Source organism: Kluyvera huaxiensis (assembly GCF_040149365.1).
GTDB classification, from domain to species: domain Bacteria; phylum Pseudomonadota; class Gammaproteobacteria; order Enterobacterales; family Enterobacteriaceae; genus Kluyvera; species Kluyvera intermedia_A.
The window spans coordinates 177,362-194,615 of the sequence record NZ_JBEFLV010000004.1 but is presented as its reverse complement, the minus strand read 5'-3'; the positions used below and the strand labels follow the sequence as shown (position 1 = coordinate 194,615).

Here is a 17,254-nt window from a genome sequence, read left to right as displayed (position 1 = left end):
TTAGATATATCTAAATAACAAAAGGAATACCATCCATGAGACCTTTCTCTGGTAGCGAACATCGCGGCCACGGCCATCGTGGCGAGCACGGCGAGTGCGAACATCGCGGTGGACGTGGCGAAGGCCACGGCGGCGGTCGTCGTCAGCGCTTCTTCGGTCACGGTGAGCTGCGCCTGGTCATTCTCAGCATCCTCAAAGAGAGCGCCAGCCACGGCTATGAATTGATTAAAGCGATTGAATCCCTGACTCAGGGCCACTACAGCCCTAGCCCCGGCGTTATCTATCCCACGCTGGATTTATTACAGGATCAGGGGCTGATTACCGTGCAGGAAGAGGACGGCGGGCGTAAAAAAATCGAGATTACCGCCGACGGCAGTCAGATGCTCGAAGCAAGCCAGGAGCCGTTGGCACAAATCCAGACCCGGCTGAAAGCCAGAATGGTGGGGCATGAACTGCGTAAAAACCCGCAGATGAAGCGGGCGCTGGACAACTTTAAAGCCGTGCTGGACCTGAAGGTGAATCAGGGCGATATCAGCGACGCGCAGCTAAAACAGATTATCGGCATTATCGACCGTGCGGCGCTGGATATCACCCAGTTAGATTAATGCAGGACCGTAACTGCATCCTGAAGGCGGCTTGCGCGACGTTTTACCATCGCCGACACGCTTGCGCTCTCCGCCACCAGCCCGGCATTTTGCTGGGTGATTTCATCAAGTTTCGCCACCGCGCGCGTCAAGTCTGACAGACCCGTCGCCTGCTCTGACGTTGACTGGCTAATCTGCGCAATCAGCTGGGTGACATTTTGCACTTGTGAAACAATGTCATCCATCGTGCGCCCCGCCGCATGTACCTGCTCAGACCCGGACTGCACTTTACTGGCGCTGGCTTCAATCAACTGGCGAATTTCGTTAGCGGCAGTGGCGCTTCGGCTCGCCAGATGCCGAACTTCACCGGCAACCACCGCAAAGCCCCTTCCCTGTTCACCGGCACGCGCAGCCTCAACGGCGGCATTCAGCGCCAGAATATTGGTCTGGAAAGCAATATCGTTAATCAGCGTGGTAATCGAGCCAATACGCTGGGTGCTATCGGCGATATCCTCCATGGTTTGCACCACCCGGTGCATCGCCTGCCCACCCTGAGTTGCCGCGCCGCTGGCGGCAAGAGAGAGCTTATCGGCCTGCGCCGCAGTGTGGGAATTGTTCTGCACCGATGCCGCCATCTGATTCATGGTAGTGACCGTTTGCTGCACATTCTCCACCGTTTCCTGCGTCCGCAGATTGAGAGAATCGTTACCACGCGCCAGCACGTCGCTACCATCGCTAACGCTGTTAACCTGGCTTGAGACATCGTTAATCAGCCAACGGCACATTAACCCAAGCTGCCCCACCGAGCGAAGTATCAGCCCTAGTTCATCGCTACGATCCAGATGTTCCACGCTATTACGCTCGCCGGTCGCCACGCGGAGCGCCTGTCGCGTCACGTTCTCGATTGGCCGAACAATCTGCCACTCAAATACCAGGGTGGTCAGCAGCAGCAGAATCGCCGACGTCAGCACCGCCGCAATCGGCGCATTCAGGGCAAACAGCGATCCGGCCAGCAGCAGATACAGCCCGAGCATCATGCTTCTAACCCGCCAGCGCAGCGGCATAGCCGAGAGCTTGCCCCACCAGCGTTTGCTGATAACCCGGCCTTTATGCAGGCGTTTATTGCTGCGATTCTCGCGCAACGCCTGATAAAGCGGTTCAACGGCCGCCACTTCCTGTGGACTGGCCTTGGTACGGATAGACATATAGCCGATGGTTTTACCATTACGCACCTGGGGAATGGCGTTGGCACGCACCCAGTAATGGCCGCCGCTTTTTGGGCGATTTTTCACGATACCGGTCCACGGCTCACCTTGCTTTAGCGTATACCACATATCGGCAAACGCCGCTTTCGGCATATCGGGATGACGCACCAGATTATGCGGCAGGCCGTGCATCTCTTCACGGCCATAGCCGCTTATCTTCACAAAAGCATCGTTAACGTGGGTAATGCAGCTATTGAGGTCGGTGGTCGACATGAGGGTGGTGTGATCGTCCAGCACGGATTCATGCTGGTTTTGGTCGGACAGGGTAGACATACGAACATCCTTTTCAGGTGCGGAAAGAAAATGTATTACAATTGTTATATCGGAGGTTATTTAATTAACCTTAATTGTTAATTTTGCGTTAGATCGCAAAATCGACAAAAGCCCTACTTTTTACAAGCCGCGCTACCCTGGCGCAAAACGCGCACTGCTGTGGAGCGCGCTGCACAAAAAGGTCGCACCTCGCCGACAACCTTTTCAGTCTCCCCGCACCGTTGGACGATTAAATATTGTACATCCGCGTTATTCCCAGGCATTTATCCCGATTTTCACCGCAGCCGCTGAAGTGGCGTAATCCCTGCAATACTTAACTCAGTATCATGTGATACGTGAGCCCCGGGAGCACATTTTGAACAGGTTACCTTCCAGCGCATCGGCTCTGGCCTGCAGCGCACACGCACTGAATCTCATTGAGAAGACAACGCTCTCACATGAGGAGATGAAAGCTCTTAACCAGGAGGTCAGGGAATACTTTAAAGAACATGTGAATCCGGGGTTTTTAGAGTACCGAAAATCTGTAACAGCCGGTGGGGATTACGGAGCCGTAGAGTGGCAAGCGGGAGGGTTAAATACGCTTGTCGACACCCAGGGCCAGGAGTTTCTGGATTGCCTGGGCGGTTTTGGTATTTTCAATGTGGGGCACCGTAATCCAGTGGTGGTTTCCGCCGTACAGAATCAGCTCGCTAAACAACCGCTTCACAGTCAGGAACTGCTCGACCCGTTGCGCGCGATGCTGGCCAAAACGCTGGCCGCCCTTGCGCCCGGCAAGCTGAAGTACAGCTTCTTTAGCAACAGCGGCACCGAATCGGTGGAAGCAGCGCTGAAGCTGGCCAAAGCCTACCAATCGCCACGCGGCAAATTTACCTTTATCGCCACCAGCGGCGCGTTCCATGGCAAATCGCTTGGGGCGTTATCGGCTACAGCCAAATCAACCTTCCGCAAGCCGTTTATGCCATTGCTGCCGGGCTTCCGCCATGTGCCATTTGGTAATATTGAGGCCATGCGCACCATGCTCAGCGAATGCCAGAAAACCGGTGATGACGTGGCGGCGGTGATCCTTGAGCCAATTCAGGGCGAAGGTGGTGTGATTCTGCCGCCTCAAGGCTATCTGCCCGCCGTGCGTAAGCTGTGCGATGAGTTTGGCGCGTTGCTGATCTTTGATGAAGTGCAAACCGGGATGGGCCGTACCGGCAAGATGTTTGCCTGCGAGCATGAGAACGTGCAGCCGGATATCCTGTGCCTGGCAAAAGCACTCGGCGGTGGCGTCATGCCTATCGGTGCCACTATCGCCACGGAAGAGGTGTTCTCAGTGCTGTTCGACAATCCGTTCCTGCACACCACCACTTTTGGCGGCAATCCGCTGGCCTGCGCGGCGGCGCTGGCGACCATCAACGTACTGCTGACCGAAAACCTGCCCGCTCAGGCCGAGCAGAAAGGCGATATGCTGTTGGATGGTTTCCGCAGTATGGCACGCGAATACCCGGATCTAGTCCGTGAAGCCCGTGGTAAAGGGATGCTGATGGCAATTGAATTTGTCGACAACGAAATCGGCTATACCTTTGCCAGCGAGATGTTCCGCCAGCGCGTACTGGTTGCCGGAACGCTCAACAATGCCAAGACCATTCGCGTTGAACCCCCGTTGACCCTGACGATGGAACAGTGCGACCAGGTGCTGAAAGCGGCGCGTAACGCGCTGGCAGCCCTGCGGGTCAGTCAACATCAGGTAGCTACCGAGCAGTAAATTCACGCCCCCTACCACTTCGGTAGGGGGGCGTTTTTATTGCCACCTATCGCCAAATGGCGATGGGATATCCAGCCACTGAACTTCGCAATCGCTGGTGCCGCAAAAAAGCCGGGCGCCGCCTTGACCATCCTTTAGCAACCCGGCGGGGAAAACGACATCCCGCAGATCTTCACGCTTGCACTCCCCACTCAGAAAATCATCCCGGCAGGCTATCATTGCCATCGGAGACGACACGCCGGACTGAGGGTCAAAGATAAAACGTGCCGCATAGTAATGACGGTTGCCCAACGCATCAAAACCAGCAACATGTGCCAGCACGCCAACGTTGCCCGTGGGCAGCAGGTATGCCGCATTGACACCGCACCAGCACTGCTCATCCACATGTGAAATCAGCGAGGCGCTGGCCATCACCTGCGCGTCGAGCGCCTGCAATCGGGGGATAATCGTCCAGCCGATGGTGCCGCGCCCGCCGGGCTCCCCTTGTGGCCGGGTAAAAACCAGAATACGTCCATCGGGCAATTGAAGCAGGCGGATATCTTTCATGCCCCACGGCCCGGTCGTCAGCGGCCGCAATGTGGCAATATTTTCCCCGATGAAAAACTGCGTGCGCCAGCGTAAAGGCTCTCCTTGCGTTGAAAACGAGACCTCTACGCCGCCAAACACCAGTTGCCCATCGATCTCGCTGATAAAAGGATCCTGCAAAGCGAATTCCGGCATATCGGCTAGCAAAGTTGCACGATTCTCGCCATCCCAGGCGAAGAAGCACACCTGAGCGCGTTCGCTGTTGCGCACTTCCACCCGCGCGGCTATGCACCATCCCCCGGCATGACGAAAAGGTGCCGTCGGGTTATACACATCCCGCCCGTCCACACCGTGAAAAGTCATCTTGCCACCGCGGTATAGACGGGGGTGGGAGCAATAACGCCGATAAAGCTCAGCCACGTTGTCGCGCATCATGCCAACCCTAAGTGCTTCCATAACGCATTCATTGGCAGCGTCGCCAGCGCGGTACACTCATCGGCGGCGCCGTACCAGACATGCAGCACCTCATCACGAATAAGCGCCCCGCAGGTGAAAACGACGTTGCCGAAAAAACCTTCTCGTTCATAGGATGCCGTTGGCTCCAGCAGCGGTACCGGCGATTTTGCGAGGATTTTGGTGGGATCGTTGAGATCCAATAACAGCGCACCCAGACAGTAGCGTTGATCCGCATCGACTCCGTGATAGATCTCAAGCCAGCCGCGTTGGGTTTTAATTAACGGCGCGCCGCCGCCTGATTTCCGCGAGTCCCATTCATCCCCTGAACGTCCCAGCAGGTGCCGGTGGTTTCCCCAGTGCAGCATATCCGGAGATTCGCAGATCCAGATCTCTGGATGACCAAAGTGGCACGGTGCCGGGCGCGTTAATGCCATATAGCGGCCATTAACTTTTTCCGGGAAGAAGCAGACGTCGCGGTTGTCCGGGCAAAGGATCAATCCCTGTTTTTCAACGCGCACAAAGTCGCGGGTGGTCGCCAGCGCCGTGGTGATTCCCAACGACGAAGCCGCCGAGTAGTTGATATACCAAAGATCATCTATCTGCGTGATACGCGCATCTTCGCAACCAAACTCTTCATAGCGGCTGTCCGCGATAATAAAAGGCTGGGTATCAACCGCGTAATGCACGCCATCTTTGCTGCGCGCAAGGCGCAAATGGGACATTGAGGTCAGCCACAGCTGCGATGGATCGCTCTTTAAGACAATGGTTCGGGGATCGCTAAAATCGTAGCGCTCATCGCCGCGATAGAACATCTTCGTGGTCTGCCGCCAGCCGCCCGCGTGTGATTCCAGCAACGGCACGACGATCTGCTGTGGATCGTCATTGAGCACGCTCTCGGCAACGCGCAGGAGCAGGATAATTTCACCGTTGTACTCGGTGACGCCGGTATTAAAGACGCATTCTACTTTCCGCCCCGGCAGTGAAGGCACCACATCTTTCGGGGTAATTAGCGGATTATTGCTGTGTCTGTTCATGAACTCTCCTTTTCATCAGAATTTGATTTTTACCTAGCCATTGAGTGTCCTGCCCGTATAGCACGTCGGCGGCAATCGCCCGCCATGGATTTTGTACCGGACCGCCAAAATTAATCGCCACCCAGATTCGTTCGCTTGCCGTCGCGCGCATAAACCAGACGCACTCTTCGGTCTGCACCAACAGTCCGCCATCCCCCTCGCAGAGGGCTGCCGTTTGTCTACGCAGCGCAATCAGCTCCTGATAATCCCGCCACAGTGAGCCGGGCGTCTGCTGCTGGCGCATGGCGTTGATTTTTCGGTAGTCGTTGCTAATGGGCATCCAGGACGTGATGGCAGAGAATCCAGCTAATGGCGCGTCGCTCCACAGCATCGGCGCACGGGATGCATCGCGTGAATGGTCAATCGCCTGAACCAGCGCTTCGGCCTGAGTTAAGCCTTGCTGGAGTGCCGTTTGATAATGGATTTTCCCCTGAATATCGAAAATCTGTTCTACCGTCCTGGGGAGATAGTCGGTCATCCCCAGCTCTTCTCCCTGGAAGACAAACGGCACGCCGCGCACGGTCAGCTGCAGCGCTAGTACCGCTTTCGCGCGTTCAATATCGTGCGGGCCTTCACCAAAACGGCTAATCATGCGCGGCATATCGTGGCTGGAGAAAAAGAGCGTTGGCAGACCTGATTGCTGTGACTGTGTGGCGTTAATTTCCGAGCATAAACGCGAGATATCAAAGGTCTTCTGGCTACCGATATTGAAGTTGAACACCACGTCCATCAGTTCGGGACTCTGATAGCGCGCCAGAATATCCAGCTCGTCGCTGCCGATCTCGGCAATCAGAAACGCGTTCCCCTGCTGACGCACATAGCGACACAGGCGCCGTAAGGTGTCGATGATCCCCGGTTGGTTTATATCAAACTCATGCCGCTGTTCACCGTTGTCTATCGGGTTATCAGGGCCAATGCCGTCAGTGGTCAAAAAGTTGATCACATCAAAACGAAAACCATCAACCCCCTGCGATTTCCAGAAATCAATGACCCGATAGATCTCCTGCTCCACCTGCGGGTTCTGCCAGTTCAAATCAACCTGCTGTGGCGAAAATTTATGGTAGTAATGCTCGCCGGTATCCGGCTCCGCGCACCACGCACTGCCGGAGAAAAACGACTGCCAGTTATTTGGCTGTTTGCTAAACAGAAAGTAATTCCGGTAGCGGCTGGCCGGATTATTCCATGCATCGCGAAACCAGGGATGTTCCGTCGAAACGTGGTTAACCACTAGATCGATGATCACCCGGATCCCGCAGGCGTGGCAGCGTTCCACCACTTCACGAAAATCCGCTGATGTACCAAAACGTGGATCAACGGCGCAGTAGTCACTGATGTCGTAACCGTTGTCCACCATCGGTGACGGGTAGAAAGGGGTTATCCAGATAGCCCCAACGCCCAGCGTTTGCAGATAATCGACCTTCGACAACAGCCCGGGGAAATCCCCGATGCCGTCGCCATTACCGTCGCAAAAAGAGGGCAGATAAATTTGATAGCAGGTACACGCCTGCCACCAGGGTTGATTGCTCACCGGTACGTTCCTTATTTCAGTGATAACGACATGCCCTGTAGGAAATATTTGCGGAACAGGATAAACAGCACGACGACAGGCAGCATCTGCACCACCGCCCCAGCCATTACCGGCCCCAGATACACGCCGTAAGATTTACTGAACGTCGCTAGCAGGACTGAGAACGGCATTTTTTCGACGTCTCGCATCACAATCAGCGGCCACAGGAAGTTGTCCCAGGAGCTTGAGAAAGTGAATAGCGCAACTATCGCCAGAATGGATTTATTCAGCGGCATCATCACATGACGCAAAATGCCCCACAGATTGGCGTGATCGAGACGCGCGGCGTACAGGTAATCATTCGGCGTCCCTTTGAAGCTTTGCGACACCATGAAGATCCCCCACGCGCTCATCGCATAGGGCAGGATCATCGCGCTGTAGTCATTAATCAGCCCCAGCTCCCGCATCAGCACAAACTGCGGAATGATGAACATGAATACCGGAAACACCATCTGCACAATCAGTAAATTGCGAAACGCGTTTTTACCGTGAAATTCGGTCTTCGCCAGCGCGTATCCCACCAGCATCGAGGTGATGGTCACGCAGGCGGTGATGGTGATGGACACAAACAGCGAATTACACAACGTGCGCAAAAACGGTTTGTCCGCACGGTTGCTGTTATCAAAAAGGAAGGTGTAGTTTTCCAGCGTTAAATGCCCGGAGAACAGGCTGCTGGTGTAGATTTCCGCCGTTGGCTTCAATGAGGAGACAACCATCCAGATAAACGGGTAGAGCCAGCTTAACGCCAGTAAAAACATCACCGCATGAATTAACAGGCTCAAAGGAGTGAGTTTTTTCATTCACACTATCTCGATATTTTTTTCAAACAGTTTGCGGAAGAGCCAGATAGCCAGGAAGCTACACCCAGCCACAATGATTGACATTGCAGCGGCCCAGGTCGGTTTCATATTCTGGAAAGCGGCTTCATACATCACCACCATCGGACTGGTTGTACTGTTCAACGGCCCACCGCCGGTAATTAAATAAGGTTCGGTGAAAATACTGAAGGCAACGGTAATCGCCAGCACCATCACCATGACAATTTGCGGATTCATCATCGGCAAGGTAATAGCCCAGACCTGTTTAACGCGCCCAGTTTTATCCAGCACTGCCGCACTATAAATATCGTGTGGAATAGATTGCATCCCGGAATAGAGAATCAGACCGTAATAGCCGACAAATTTCCAGGTCACAATCAGAGCAATAGATAGCATTGCGCAGTCCGAGTTGGTAAACCAGGGAACAGAAATACTAAAAGCTTCACGTAAGAATTGATTCACTGGGCCATATTCACTAAAGAGCTTGGCAAACACGATGGAATAGGCCACGCCCGATGATATATTAGCCAGTAAAAAACTCAGTGCGATAAATCCCTTCCCATATTTAATTCTACGCAGACCGGCGGCAAAAAGTAACGAGGTTATAAAGACGATGGGTAAATACCACATCAGGAACCGACAGATATTCCACATTGATGTCCAGAATAGCTGGTCGTTAACCACGCCAATAATATTCTGTAGCCCCGTAAAGTGGGGCATACCAATAAATTGCCAGTGTGTCACGCTAAGCACCAGCAGCCAGGCCAGCGGATAAAACCAGAACAGCAAGGAATAACCTATCCATACGGAGGCCAGCAGGCCTCCGGTACGGGAATCATATCCGGCCATTGATCCCCCCTTATTTGGATAATAGGGCGTTAATTTCTTGCTCGGAGCGGGCTAATACTTTGACCGGGTCATCCTGATTAAAAATCACCCGCTCAAGCATCTGCGTCATACTACGCTGCACTTCCGTGGTTTGCGTCGTCGCCACCGGCGGCAGCGCGACATCAACATAGGACGCAATGCTTTTCTCCAGCGGGTTCTGGTCAAAGTACTCAGTAAACAGCGGGTTAGTCATCAGATCGGCGCGCGCTGGCGGCATACCGGTAAGTTCCAGCCAGCTACGGTCATGCTCTGCATGGCCAAAAACCCATTGTATGAATGCCCAGGCTTGCGTTTTGTGTTTGCTGGAGCTGAACATCACCATGCCTTTGCTGTCACCAAATGTATGCGGATGCGCGACGCCGCCTTCGGTTAGCATTGGGCCTATCTGAATGGTTTTCAGTATGTCCGGGTACTGTTTACGATAGCGTGCGAGATCCCAAGGGCCACGTGCAGAGGCCAGTACTAGCCCGGTTGCTAGCGGGTCATCAGCGGCGGTGAAGTCATAGCTGCTCCACTTTTTTTCAAACACTTTACCCATAAATGTCAGCACGGCCTGACCTGCGGAATTGTTAAAGTCGGCTTTTTTATCAGCAATATAGGTTTTCCCGCCGCTCTGCGCGTAATACAACGGGATAAAGTCGAACCAGCGCTCCCACCAGTTTTTGCCCGCCGTCAACTGCATTACGTAGCCGTGGTTATCTGCCGCCCGGCGCTCAGCCAATTGGTAAAGTTCGTCGTAACGTGTCGGAACATGGTCGAAACCGTATTTTTTCAGCAAATCACCGCGCCACCACCAGACAATAGGATTGATATAAATCGGCAGGACATTTTGCTGACCGTTGAGTTTCCAGGCGGGAAGAATCGCCGTCATTTGACGCGAATTCACTAGCGACTCAAATCCAGGCATTTTAGATAAATCTTCAATTTGCCCGACATCAACAAGCTGACTGGCAAAACCAATAAATATATTACTGGAAATATCCGGTTCAGTACCTGAGGCCAACGCATTCATGATGGCTTCTTCCGAGCTATTAGCCGCAGGAATAGTTGTAAATTCAACGGGTGTATGCGTGGCGTCTTTATTCCATTCCGTCACCATTTTATTCCAGAACGCCTCTTCATTTTCATTCGGCGCGACCCACATTTTAATCGGTGTTTTAGCGCTATCTTGCGCCTCGCTTTTATCATCCGGGCCACAACCGGAAATACAGAAACTGAGTAGTATTGATGCCGTAAATTTAGCAACCGTTGAATATTTCACGATTTATCTCCCTAACGCTTAATACGTGTTATTGGCTTACCGCAACCCTGCTTTGAATGAGGCGTAAACTAGCACTCCTTTTTTATGTTTAACGTTAAACAAATCACAAAACAATTTTTGTTTAACGATAAACTCAGCGCCTATTAAAGTATAAATAAAAATGTAAATACATAATTCACATGAATATAAAAAATGAAAACCAAACACCTGGTGAATATAAAAAACAAAAACACACCAGGATAACAATTAAATCATTAGCCAGTGAAATGGGTATTTCACACACGACGATTTCAAATGCGTGGAATAACCCTGAAAAACTCTCTGCTGATTTACGTGAGCGTATTTTTTCTTATGCAAAGTCGGTCGGTTTTCAGGGACCCGATAAACTAGCTCGGGCGTTACGTACCGGAAAATCAGATGCCATCGGCGTAGTTTTTAACGACTCAATGAGTTACGTATTTATCGATCCCCATGACATCAAGCTGATGCGCGGGATTGCCATACGTTGCGAAGAACAGAATATAAATCTGGTGCTTATTCCGCTGCAAAAAGGGGCCTCGTGTAAATCGCCATCCCCCACCACGCTGGTTGATGGTTACATTCTCAATGCCACCTACAACAATGCCGAAGTCATCCAGCAAACGCTCGCCCGCCACCTCCCGATCGTGACGCTTGATTTTCAACTGCCGCAATACAGCAGCGTATCCATAGATAACACCTGTGCGATGCGCGATATCGCGACCTATCTGCTCCAGAAGGGGCACCGCCATTTTGGCATCATCGCCTTTTCCTCGAGCCCCGGCGTCCGAGGGATGCGTCATCTTGAGCAGGCTATCGTCGGCGACAACACATTAATGCTGACGCGTGTAAATGCCTGCCGCGACGTATTTCATGAGCATGGAATACCGCTGGGCGATAGCTGGCTCTATGAAACTCAACACGATGAACAGCATGGCGAACTGGCCGCTGAGACGTTATTAACGGCCCATCCCGCCATCACCGCGCTTGTCTGCCTGTCGGATCGTTTCGCGGTTGGCGCAGTCAATTACTGCCAGCGTAATGGCCTGCCCATTCCCCAACGCGTGGCGATCGCCGGCTTTGACAACATGACGCCCGAAGTGAACGGCATTGGGCTTACGACCATCGCCCAGGATGCAGAACGCAAAGGTGAAATCGCCGTTGAGTTACTCCTGAAAAACGGGCCAGTCACCCACTATGCGCTGGAGTATCAGCTCATCGTGCGGGAAACCGCCTGAGTACCTATTGCTTAACCGAAGAGTGGATTATGGATGAACTGACCTGCTTTAAAGCCTACGACATTCGTGGCGAAGTCGATGTCGAACTCACACCCGGAATTGCCTATCGGATTGGTCGCGCCTACGCCAGTTGGTTACACCCTCGGCGCGTTGTGGTCGGGGCGGATATCCGTCTGAGCTCGGAGGCGTTAAAAGCCGCGCTCGCGGAAGGACTAATGTCCAGCGGCGTTAATGTGATTGATATTGGCCTCACGGGCACGGAAGAGATTTACTTTGCCACGCGTGAACTACGTGCGGACGGTGGTATTCAGATCACCGCGAGCCATAATCCCGCCCATGACAATGGCATGAAACTGGTGCGCGAAGAGGCACGCCCGATCAGCAACGACAACGGGCTACTTGAAATTAAAGCGCTGGCGGAGAAAAACGTGTTTCCGCCCGCCGTTCATCGCGGCGTCCTCACCGCCTATGATAACCGTCCCGCATGGATCCGCTGCCTGCTGCGTTTCTTCAGGCATCCGTTGATACGCCCGCTGCGGATTGTCGCCAACTCAGGGCATGGAACAGCAGGCCCGGCGCTCGATGCGCTTGCAGAGGCACTGAATCACGCTGGCGTGCCGGTTGAATTTATCCGTCTGCATCATCAACCCGATGGCCGTTTCCCGGCGGGTGTCCCCAATCCGATGCTGGCAGAAAACCAGCTCGCCACCCGGCAGGCGGTTATTGATAATCATGCTGATTTTGGTATCGCCTGGGATGGCGATTTCGATCGCTGTTTTTTCTTCGATCAGCGCGGCGAATTTATTGAGAGCTATTACCTGGTGGGGCTGTTTGCCCGCCATTTTTTACAGCACTCGCCCGGTAGCAGCGTTATCCTCGATCCGCGCTTAATCTGGAATACTCTCGAGGTTATCAAACGCAACGGCGGGAAGCCGATTATCAGCAAAACCGGACACGCTTTTATCAAAGCCCGGATGCGCCAGGAAGATGCCATCTACGGCGGCGAAATGAGCGGACATCACTACTTTCGCGAATTTGGCTACTGCGATAGCGGGATGATCCCGCTGGTGCTGATGCTGCAAATTATTGGCGGTAGCCATCAGCCATTGTCTGACTTTATCGCAGATGCGCAGACACGTTTTCCGGTGTCCGGCGAGATCAATCGGGTTGTCGACGATCCTGCCGCCATACTCAAAAGCATTACCGCGTACTATCAGCCCCAGTCGCCACAATACGACGACTGCGATGGCGTTAGCCTGGCCTTTGCCGACTGGCGCTTTAACTTGCGCGCCTCGAATACCGAACCGCTGCTGCGTCTGAATGTTGAAACTCGCGGCGATACCGGCCTGCTCGCCGCCAAAACCGCCGAAGTGCTGGCATTTATTGCCACGAAGGAGGCGCTATGACAGCCCTTTACCTGAGCAATATCCATAAAAAATACGACAAGACCACCATCATTGAAAATTTGTCTCTGGAGATAGCTTCCGGTGAATTTATCGTGCTGGTCGGCCCTTCCGGCTGCGGCAAGTCGACGCTGCTGCGAATGATTGCCGGGCTTGAGATGCCCGATAGCGGCACACTGATGATGGGTGATAAAGACGTCACCCACCTTGCAGCGGGCAAACGTAGCCTATCGATGGTGTTTCAGTCCTACGCCCTTTATCCGCATATGACCGTGCGCGATAACCTCGCCTTTGGCTTACGAAATATCAAAACCCCGGCAGATGAAATCGCGCGGCGGATCCACCGTGCAGCCGCCATGCTGAAGCTGGATGAGATGCTCGACAGGCTGCCGCAAAATCTCTCCGGTGGCCAGCGACAGCGCGTGGCGATTGGCCGTTCGATTGTTCAGGAACCAGAGCTGTTCTTGTTCGATGAGCCGCTTTCCAACCTTGACGCCGCGCTACGCGTGGAGATGCGTCAGGAGATCCAGCAGCTACATAACACGCTGAAAAATACCATGATTTATGTCACCCACGATCAGGTCGAAGCCATGACGCTCGCCGACCGTATCGTGGTGCTCTACAAAGGAAAAATTGAACAGGTCGGCACGCCGCTTGAGCTCTACAACGCGCCGGCAAACCTGTTCGTCGCCAAGTTTATCGGCACGCCTAAAATCAATATTCTCCCTGCCGTCTGGTATCAGGGCGCGCTACAGATTGCGGATGACATCGTCTTCCCGCTCTCTCGCCAGCCGGAAGGGATTCGTGAAGGCGATAAAATGTTTGTCGCCATCCGTCCGGAGCATATGCAGTATCAGCAACCCGGTGACTTTACCCTCACCGGACGCACCCGTCTGTGTGAACTGCAGGGAGACTCTACGCTGGTCTGGCTGGAGGCCGCAGGAGAATCAATCTGCCTGAAGTCATTCCAGCAGTTGAGCTTTCCAAACCAGCAATCACTCAGCTTGAGCGTACAAGAGGCCCACCTTCACCTGTTTGATTCGTTGGGTAAGCGGGTCACGCTTCGCTAAGCGCAGCCCCCGGCAACGGGGGCGTTCTTTGAATCCCATCACAATCATCACATTCCCTTTTTCCCTTTTGCTCGCCGACGGCTAAATTAGTAACTCATCCGACCACATAACAATAATTTCACATACTGGACATTCTTATGAGCTATCCGTCGCTGTTCGCCCCGCTCGATCTGGGTTTTACCCAGCTTAAAAACCGTGTGCTGATGGGTTCGATGCACACCGGGCTTGAGGAGTATCCCGACGGCGCGGAGCGTCTGGCGGCATTCTACGCCGAACGCGCTCGTCACGGCGTGGCGCTGATTGTCAGCGGCGGGATCGCACCGGATGCCACCGGCGTTGGAATGGCGGGCGGCGCGATGCTGAACGACGCGAGTCAGGTACCGCATCACCGCGTGATTACCGATGCGGTGCATCAGGAAGGCGGCAAAATTGCCCTGCAAATCCTGCATACCGGTCGCTACAGCTATCAGCCAAAGCTGGTTGCGCCCTCTGCGCTCCAGGCACCGATAAACCGTTTTACGCCACACGCGCTAACCCATGACGAGATCCTCACGCTCATCGATGACTTCGCCCGCTGCGCTCAGCTAGCCCGCGAGGCAGGCTACGACGGCGTGGAAGTGATGGGCTCAGAAGGATATTTGATCAACGAATTTCTGGCCGCCCGTACCAACCAGCGCGATGACCAATGGGGCGGCGACTACGCCAACCGCATGCGTTTTGCCGTGGAAGTGGTGCGCGCGGTACGCCAGCGCGTAGGAAAAGATTTTATTATCGTCTACCGCCTGTCGATGCTCGATCTCGTGGACAACGGCGGCACCTTCGATGAAACCGTCTTGCTGGCAAAAGCCATTGAAGCCGCAGGTGCGACAATCATCAATACCGGGATCGGCTGGCATGAAGCTCGGATCCCCACCATTGCGACGCCGGTGCCGCGCGGCGCATTTAGCTGGGTGACGCGCAAACTAAAAGGCCACGTGACGATCCCGCTGGTGACGACCAACCGTATCAACGATCCGCAGGTGGCCGACGACATTCTGTCGCGCGGCGACGCCGATATGGTGTCGATGGCGCGCCCCTTCCTGGCCGATGCTGAGCTGCTGTCAAAAGCGCAGTCTGGACGAGCCGACGAGATCAACACCTGTATCGGTTGTAATCAGGCCTGTCTGGACCAGATCTTTGTCGGCAAAGTAACCTCTTGCCTGGTGAACCCGCGCGCCTGCCATGAAACCAAAATGCCGATAGTGCCCGCTGCGCGGAGCAAAAATCTGGCGGTGGTCGGCGCTGGCCCGGCGGGTCTGGCCTTTGCCATCAACGCCGCCGCGCGCGGCCATCAGGTGACGCTGTTTGACGCCAACGCCGAGATCGGCGGGCAGTTTAATATCGCCAAGCAGATCCCTGGCAAAGAAGAGTTTTATGAAACCCTGCGCTATTACCGCCGAATGATCGAGATAACCGGCGTCACGCTGAAGCTCAATCAGCGGGTTAGCGCCGACGATCTTCTGCACTTTGATGAGACCATTCTCGCCACCGGGATCACTCCGCGCACGCCGCCGATCGACGGTATCGACCACCCAAAAGTGCTGACCTATCTGGATGTGCTGCGCGATAAAGCCCCGGTAGGCCAGCGCGTAGCGATTATCGGCTGCGGCGGTATCGGCTTTGATACCGCGATGTATCTCAGCCAGCCCGGCAGCCCGACCAGCCAGAATATTGCCGAGTTCTGCGTCGAATGGGGGATCGATACCAGCCTGCAACAGGCCGGCGGCCTGCGCCCGGAAGGGCCACACCTGGCGCGTAGTCCGAGACAAATCGTGATGCTGCAACGTAAGGCCAGTAAGCCAGGCGAAGGGCTGGGCAAAACTACCGGCTGGATCCACCGCACTACCCTGCTGTCGCGTGGAGTGAAAATGATCCCTGGGGTGAGCTACCAAAAGATTGACGATGCGGGATTACACGTGGAGATCAACGGCGAAGCGCAAACGCTAGCGGTCGATACAGTAATTATCTGCGCCGGTCAGGAGCCCAATCGTCTGCTCGCGGAACCGCTGCAGGCTGCGGGTAAAACGGTGCATCTTATCGGCGGCAGCGATGTTGCGGGAGAGCTGGACGCCCGACGTGCTATCGCGCAGGGCACCCGACTGGCACTGGAGATTTAAGCCGCGCAGTCATTCAGTCGATAAATAGCGCTGGTGAAATACCAAACCGAGCGGCAAGCTTTTTGGCATGATCCAGCGTGAGTTTTCGCTGCCCGTTTAATACCCGGGAGACCATCGATTTACTGCCAATTTCTGGCAAATCAGACAGGGTTAATCCGTGTTGATCCATCAGAACACGGATGACGGATACGCCCGCGGGGATTGACTCTAGTTGCGAATTAAAATCACTAAATTCAGGAGAAGAACTCTCCCAGGCGCTGATTTTAGCGCAAACCAGATCTAACAATGGATTATCCGGATCGTTAATCAGCAAATGATCGATAAACATCAGCGCTTCAGCGTACTGCTCTTCGTTCTGAATACCAGCAAGAAAAGGAGCGACCGCCGTTAGCTTCTCCCCCGCCTTTAGAATATCCGCAATAACCATCATTTTTTCCCCTTGGTACGGTGAGCCGCCGTAAAGCTATCGTATTCCTTGTGCGTGAACACATGTCGGATGTAACACTTCTGCGTATCAAAAAAATCAACACCACGACGCGTAACTCATTGCGGCCCACATTGAGAACATAGTGCTTATCCAGATATTTAAAGTTATCCAGCGTGGGGAACATCGTTTTCAGTGCGTCAGGCGTCCTGAAATATCCCTTCGAGATAACGTTTCCTAAAGCCAAAAATTCCGTTCGATATTGCGGAAATCTTTCCGCCGCATCTTTTAATGTCTTCAGTGTTATCAGGTGCATTCTTTATCATGTCCGTTGACAAATTGGCAACAGCATAGCATTAGTTGCCATTTTGGCAACTAATGTATCGGTGTAAATCACAGGGACATTACGTCAGCACAAGTCATACACAATGGGGGGATTTCAGGTTTGCGAGTAAGATTCCAAAGCCAGCCCGGATTCACATCCGGTC

General features: G+C 53.8%; 14 protein-coding genes and 1 pseudogene. 6 read left to right on the top strand and 9 right to left on the bottom strand.

Annotated elements, in window-relative coordinates; genetic code table 11:
- Positions 1–35: 35 nt before the first annotated feature.
- Complete coding sequence (locus ABOC97_RS06440; protein ID WP_349595373.1) at positions 36–605, top strand: PadR family transcriptional regulator; 570 nt, start codon at positions 36–38, stop codon at positions 603–605.
- Here ABOC97_RS06440 and ABOC97_RS06435 read toward each other — a convergent pair.
- Complete coding sequence (locus ABOC97_RS06435) at positions 602–2,122, bottom strand: methyl-accepting chemotaxis protein (RefSeq protein ID WP_349595370.1); 1,521 nt, start codon at positions 2,120–2,122, stop codon at positions 602–604. The two genes, ABOC97_RS06440 and ABOC97_RS06435, sit on opposite strands and share 4 nt — an antisense overlap.
- 355 nt (positions 2,123–2,477) lie before the next feature.
- Between ABOC97_RS06435 and ygjG the strand changes: the two genes are divergently transcribed.
- The gene (ygjG, locus tag ABOC97_RS06430) at positions 2,478–3,869 is read left to right on the top strand and encodes a putrescine aminotransferase (protein WP_349595367.1); all 1,392 of its coding nucleotides are present in this window, start codon (positions 2,478–2,480) and stop codon (positions 3,867–3,869) included.
- 36 nt (positions 3,870–3,905) lie between these two features.
- On the opposite strand, the gene ABOC97_RS06425 is transcribed toward ygjG, so the two are convergent.
- Genes ABOC97_RS06425 through ABOC97_RS06400 form a run of 6 tightly spaced genes read right to left on the bottom strand, consistent with a single transcriptional unit; the run spans position 3,906 to position 10,457 of the window.
- Complete coding sequence (locus ABOC97_RS06425; RefSeq protein WP_349595531.1) at positions 3,906–4,826, bottom strand: DUF1861 family protein; 921 nt, start codon at positions 4,824–4,826, stop codon at positions 3,906–3,908.
- A complete protein-coding gene (locus ABOC97_RS06420; RefSeq protein WP_349595364.1) occupies positions 4,826–5,884 on the bottom strand; it encodes a glycoside hydrolase family 130 protein in 1,059 nt (352 codons plus the stop codon). Before ABOC97_RS06420 ends, ABOC97_RS06425 begins: the two co-directional genes overlap by 1 nt.
- Complete coding sequence (locus ABOC97_RS06415; protein WP_349595361.1) at positions 5,865–7,451, bottom strand: alpha-glucosidase; 1,587 nt, start codon at positions 7,449–7,451, stop codon at positions 5,865–5,867. The genes ABOC97_RS06420 and ABOC97_RS06415 overlap by 20 nt, the downstream gene beginning before the upstream one ends.
- 11 nt (positions 7,452–7,462) lie before the next feature.
- Positions 7,463–8,290 carry a carbohydrate ABC transporter permease gene (locus ABOC97_RS06410; RefSeq protein WP_349595358.1) on the bottom strand — a complete coding sequence of 276 codons (828 nt, stop codon included), beginning with the start codon at positions 8,288–8,290 and terminating at the stop codon, positions 7,463–7,465.
- A complete protein-coding gene (locus ABOC97_RS06405; protein ID WP_349595355.1) occupies positions 8,291–9,157 on the bottom strand; it encodes a carbohydrate ABC transporter permease in 867 nt (288 codons plus the stop codon).
- A gap of 10 nt (positions 9,158–9,167) precedes the next feature.
- Positions 9,168–10,457, bottom strand: coding sequence for an ABC transporter substrate-binding protein (locus tag ABOC97_RS06400; RefSeq protein ID WP_349595352.1), 1,290 nt, complete (start codon positions 10,455–10,457; stop codon positions 9,168–9,170).
- Positions 10,458–10,636: 179 nt separating this feature from the next.
- On the opposite strand from ABOC97_RS06400, the gene ABOC97_RS06395 reads away from it, so the two are divergent.
- The 4 genes from ABOC97_RS06395 to ABOC97_RS06380 all read left to right on the top strand — a co-directional run bounded on the left by ABOC97_RS06395 (position 10,637) and on the right by ABOC97_RS06380 (position 16,342).
- Positions 10,637–11,713, top strand: a complete 1,077-nt coding sequence (locus ABOC97_RS06395) for a LacI family DNA-binding transcriptional regulator (RefSeq protein WP_349595348.1) — start codon at positions 10,637–10,639, stop codon at positions 11,711–11,713.
- Positions 11,714–11,742: 29 nt separating this feature from the next.
- Positions 11,743–13,119: a phosphohexomutase domain-containing protein gene (locus ABOC97_RS06390; protein ID WP_349595345.1), complete on the top strand. Its 1,377-nt coding sequence runs from the start codon at positions 11,743–11,745 to the stop codon at positions 13,117–13,119.
- Positions 13,116–14,186 carry an ABC transporter ATP-binding protein gene (locus tag ABOC97_RS06385; protein ID WP_349595342.1) on the top strand — a complete coding sequence of 357 codons (1,071 nt, stop codon included), beginning with the start codon at positions 13,116–13,118 and terminating at the stop codon, positions 14,184–14,186. The genes ABOC97_RS06390 and ABOC97_RS06385 overlap by 4 nt, the downstream gene beginning before the upstream one ends.
- 137 nt (positions 14,187–14,323) lie before the next feature.
- The gene (locus ABOC97_RS06380) at positions 14,324–16,342 is read left to right on the top strand and encodes an NADPH-dependent 2,4-dienoyl-CoA reductase (RefSeq protein ID WP_349595339.1); all 2,019 of its coding nucleotides are present in this window, start codon (positions 14,324–14,326) and stop codon (positions 16,340–16,342) included.
- A gap of 13 nt (positions 16,343–16,355) precedes the next feature.
- Here ABOC97_RS06380 and ABOC97_RS06375 read toward each other — a convergent pair whose 3' ends face one another.
- Together ABOC97_RS06375 and ABOC97_RS06370 are read right to left on the bottom strand one after the other, a co-directional pair.
- On the bottom strand, positions 16,356–16,772 hold the full coding sequence (locus ABOC97_RS06375) for a helix-turn-helix domain-containing protein (protein WP_349595336.1): 417 nt from the start codon (positions 16,770–16,772) through the stop codon (positions 16,356–16,358).
- Positions 16,769–17,082 (bottom strand): annotated as a pseudogene (locus ABOC97_RS06370) (type II toxin-antitoxin system HigB family toxin). Before ABOC97_RS06370 ends, ABOC97_RS06375 begins: the two are co-directional and overlap by 4 nt.
- Between the last annotated feature and the right edge of the window lie 172 nt (positions 17,083–17,254).

Bases quoted from the DNA above. Each gene is read 5' to 3' on its own strand.
- ABOC97_RS06405 (WP_349595355.1), bottom strand. From the start codon at position 9,157: ATGGCCGGATATGATTCCCGTACCGGAGGCCTGCTGGCCTCCGTATGG.
- ABOC97_RS06385 (WP_349595342.1), top strand. From the start codon at position 13,116: ATGACAGCCCTTTACCTGAGCAATATCCATAAAAAATACGACAAGACC.
- ABOC97_RS06420 (WP_349595364.1), bottom strand. From the start codon at position 5,884: ATGAACAGACACAGCAATAATCCGCTAATTACCCCGAAAGATGTGGTG.
- ABOC97_RS06390 (WP_349595345.1), top strand. From the start codon at position 11,743: ATGGATGAACTGACCTGCTTTAAAGCCTACGACATTCGTGGCGAAGTC.
- ABOC97_RS06375 (WP_349595336.1), bottom strand. From the start codon at position 16,772: ATGATGGTTATTGCGGATATTCTAAAGGCGGGGGAGAAGCTAACGGCG.
- ABOC97_RS06435 (WP_349595370.1), bottom strand. From the start codon at position 2,122: ATGTCTACCCTGTCCGACCAAAACCAGCATGAATCCGTGCTGGACGAT.
- ABOC97_RS06410 (WP_349595358.1), bottom strand. From the start codon at position 8,290: ATGAAAAAACTCACTCCTTTGAGCCTGTTAATTCATGCGGTGATGTTT.
- ABOC97_RS06380 (WP_349595339.1), top strand. From the start codon at position 14,324: ATGAGCTATCCGTCGCTGTTCGCCCCGCTCGATCTGGGTTTTACCCAG.
- ABOC97_RS06425 (WP_349595531.1), bottom strand. From the start codon at position 4,826: ATGCGCGACAACGTGGCTGAGCTTTATCGGCGTTATTGCTCCCACCCC.
- ABOC97_RS06440 (WP_349595373.1), top strand. From the start codon at position 36: ATGAGACCTTTCTCTGGTAGCGAACATCGCGGCCACGGCCATCGTGGC.
- ABOC97_RS06395 (WP_349595348.1), top strand. From the start codon at position 10,637: ATGAATATAAAAAATGAAAACCAAACACCTGGTGAATATAAAAAACAA.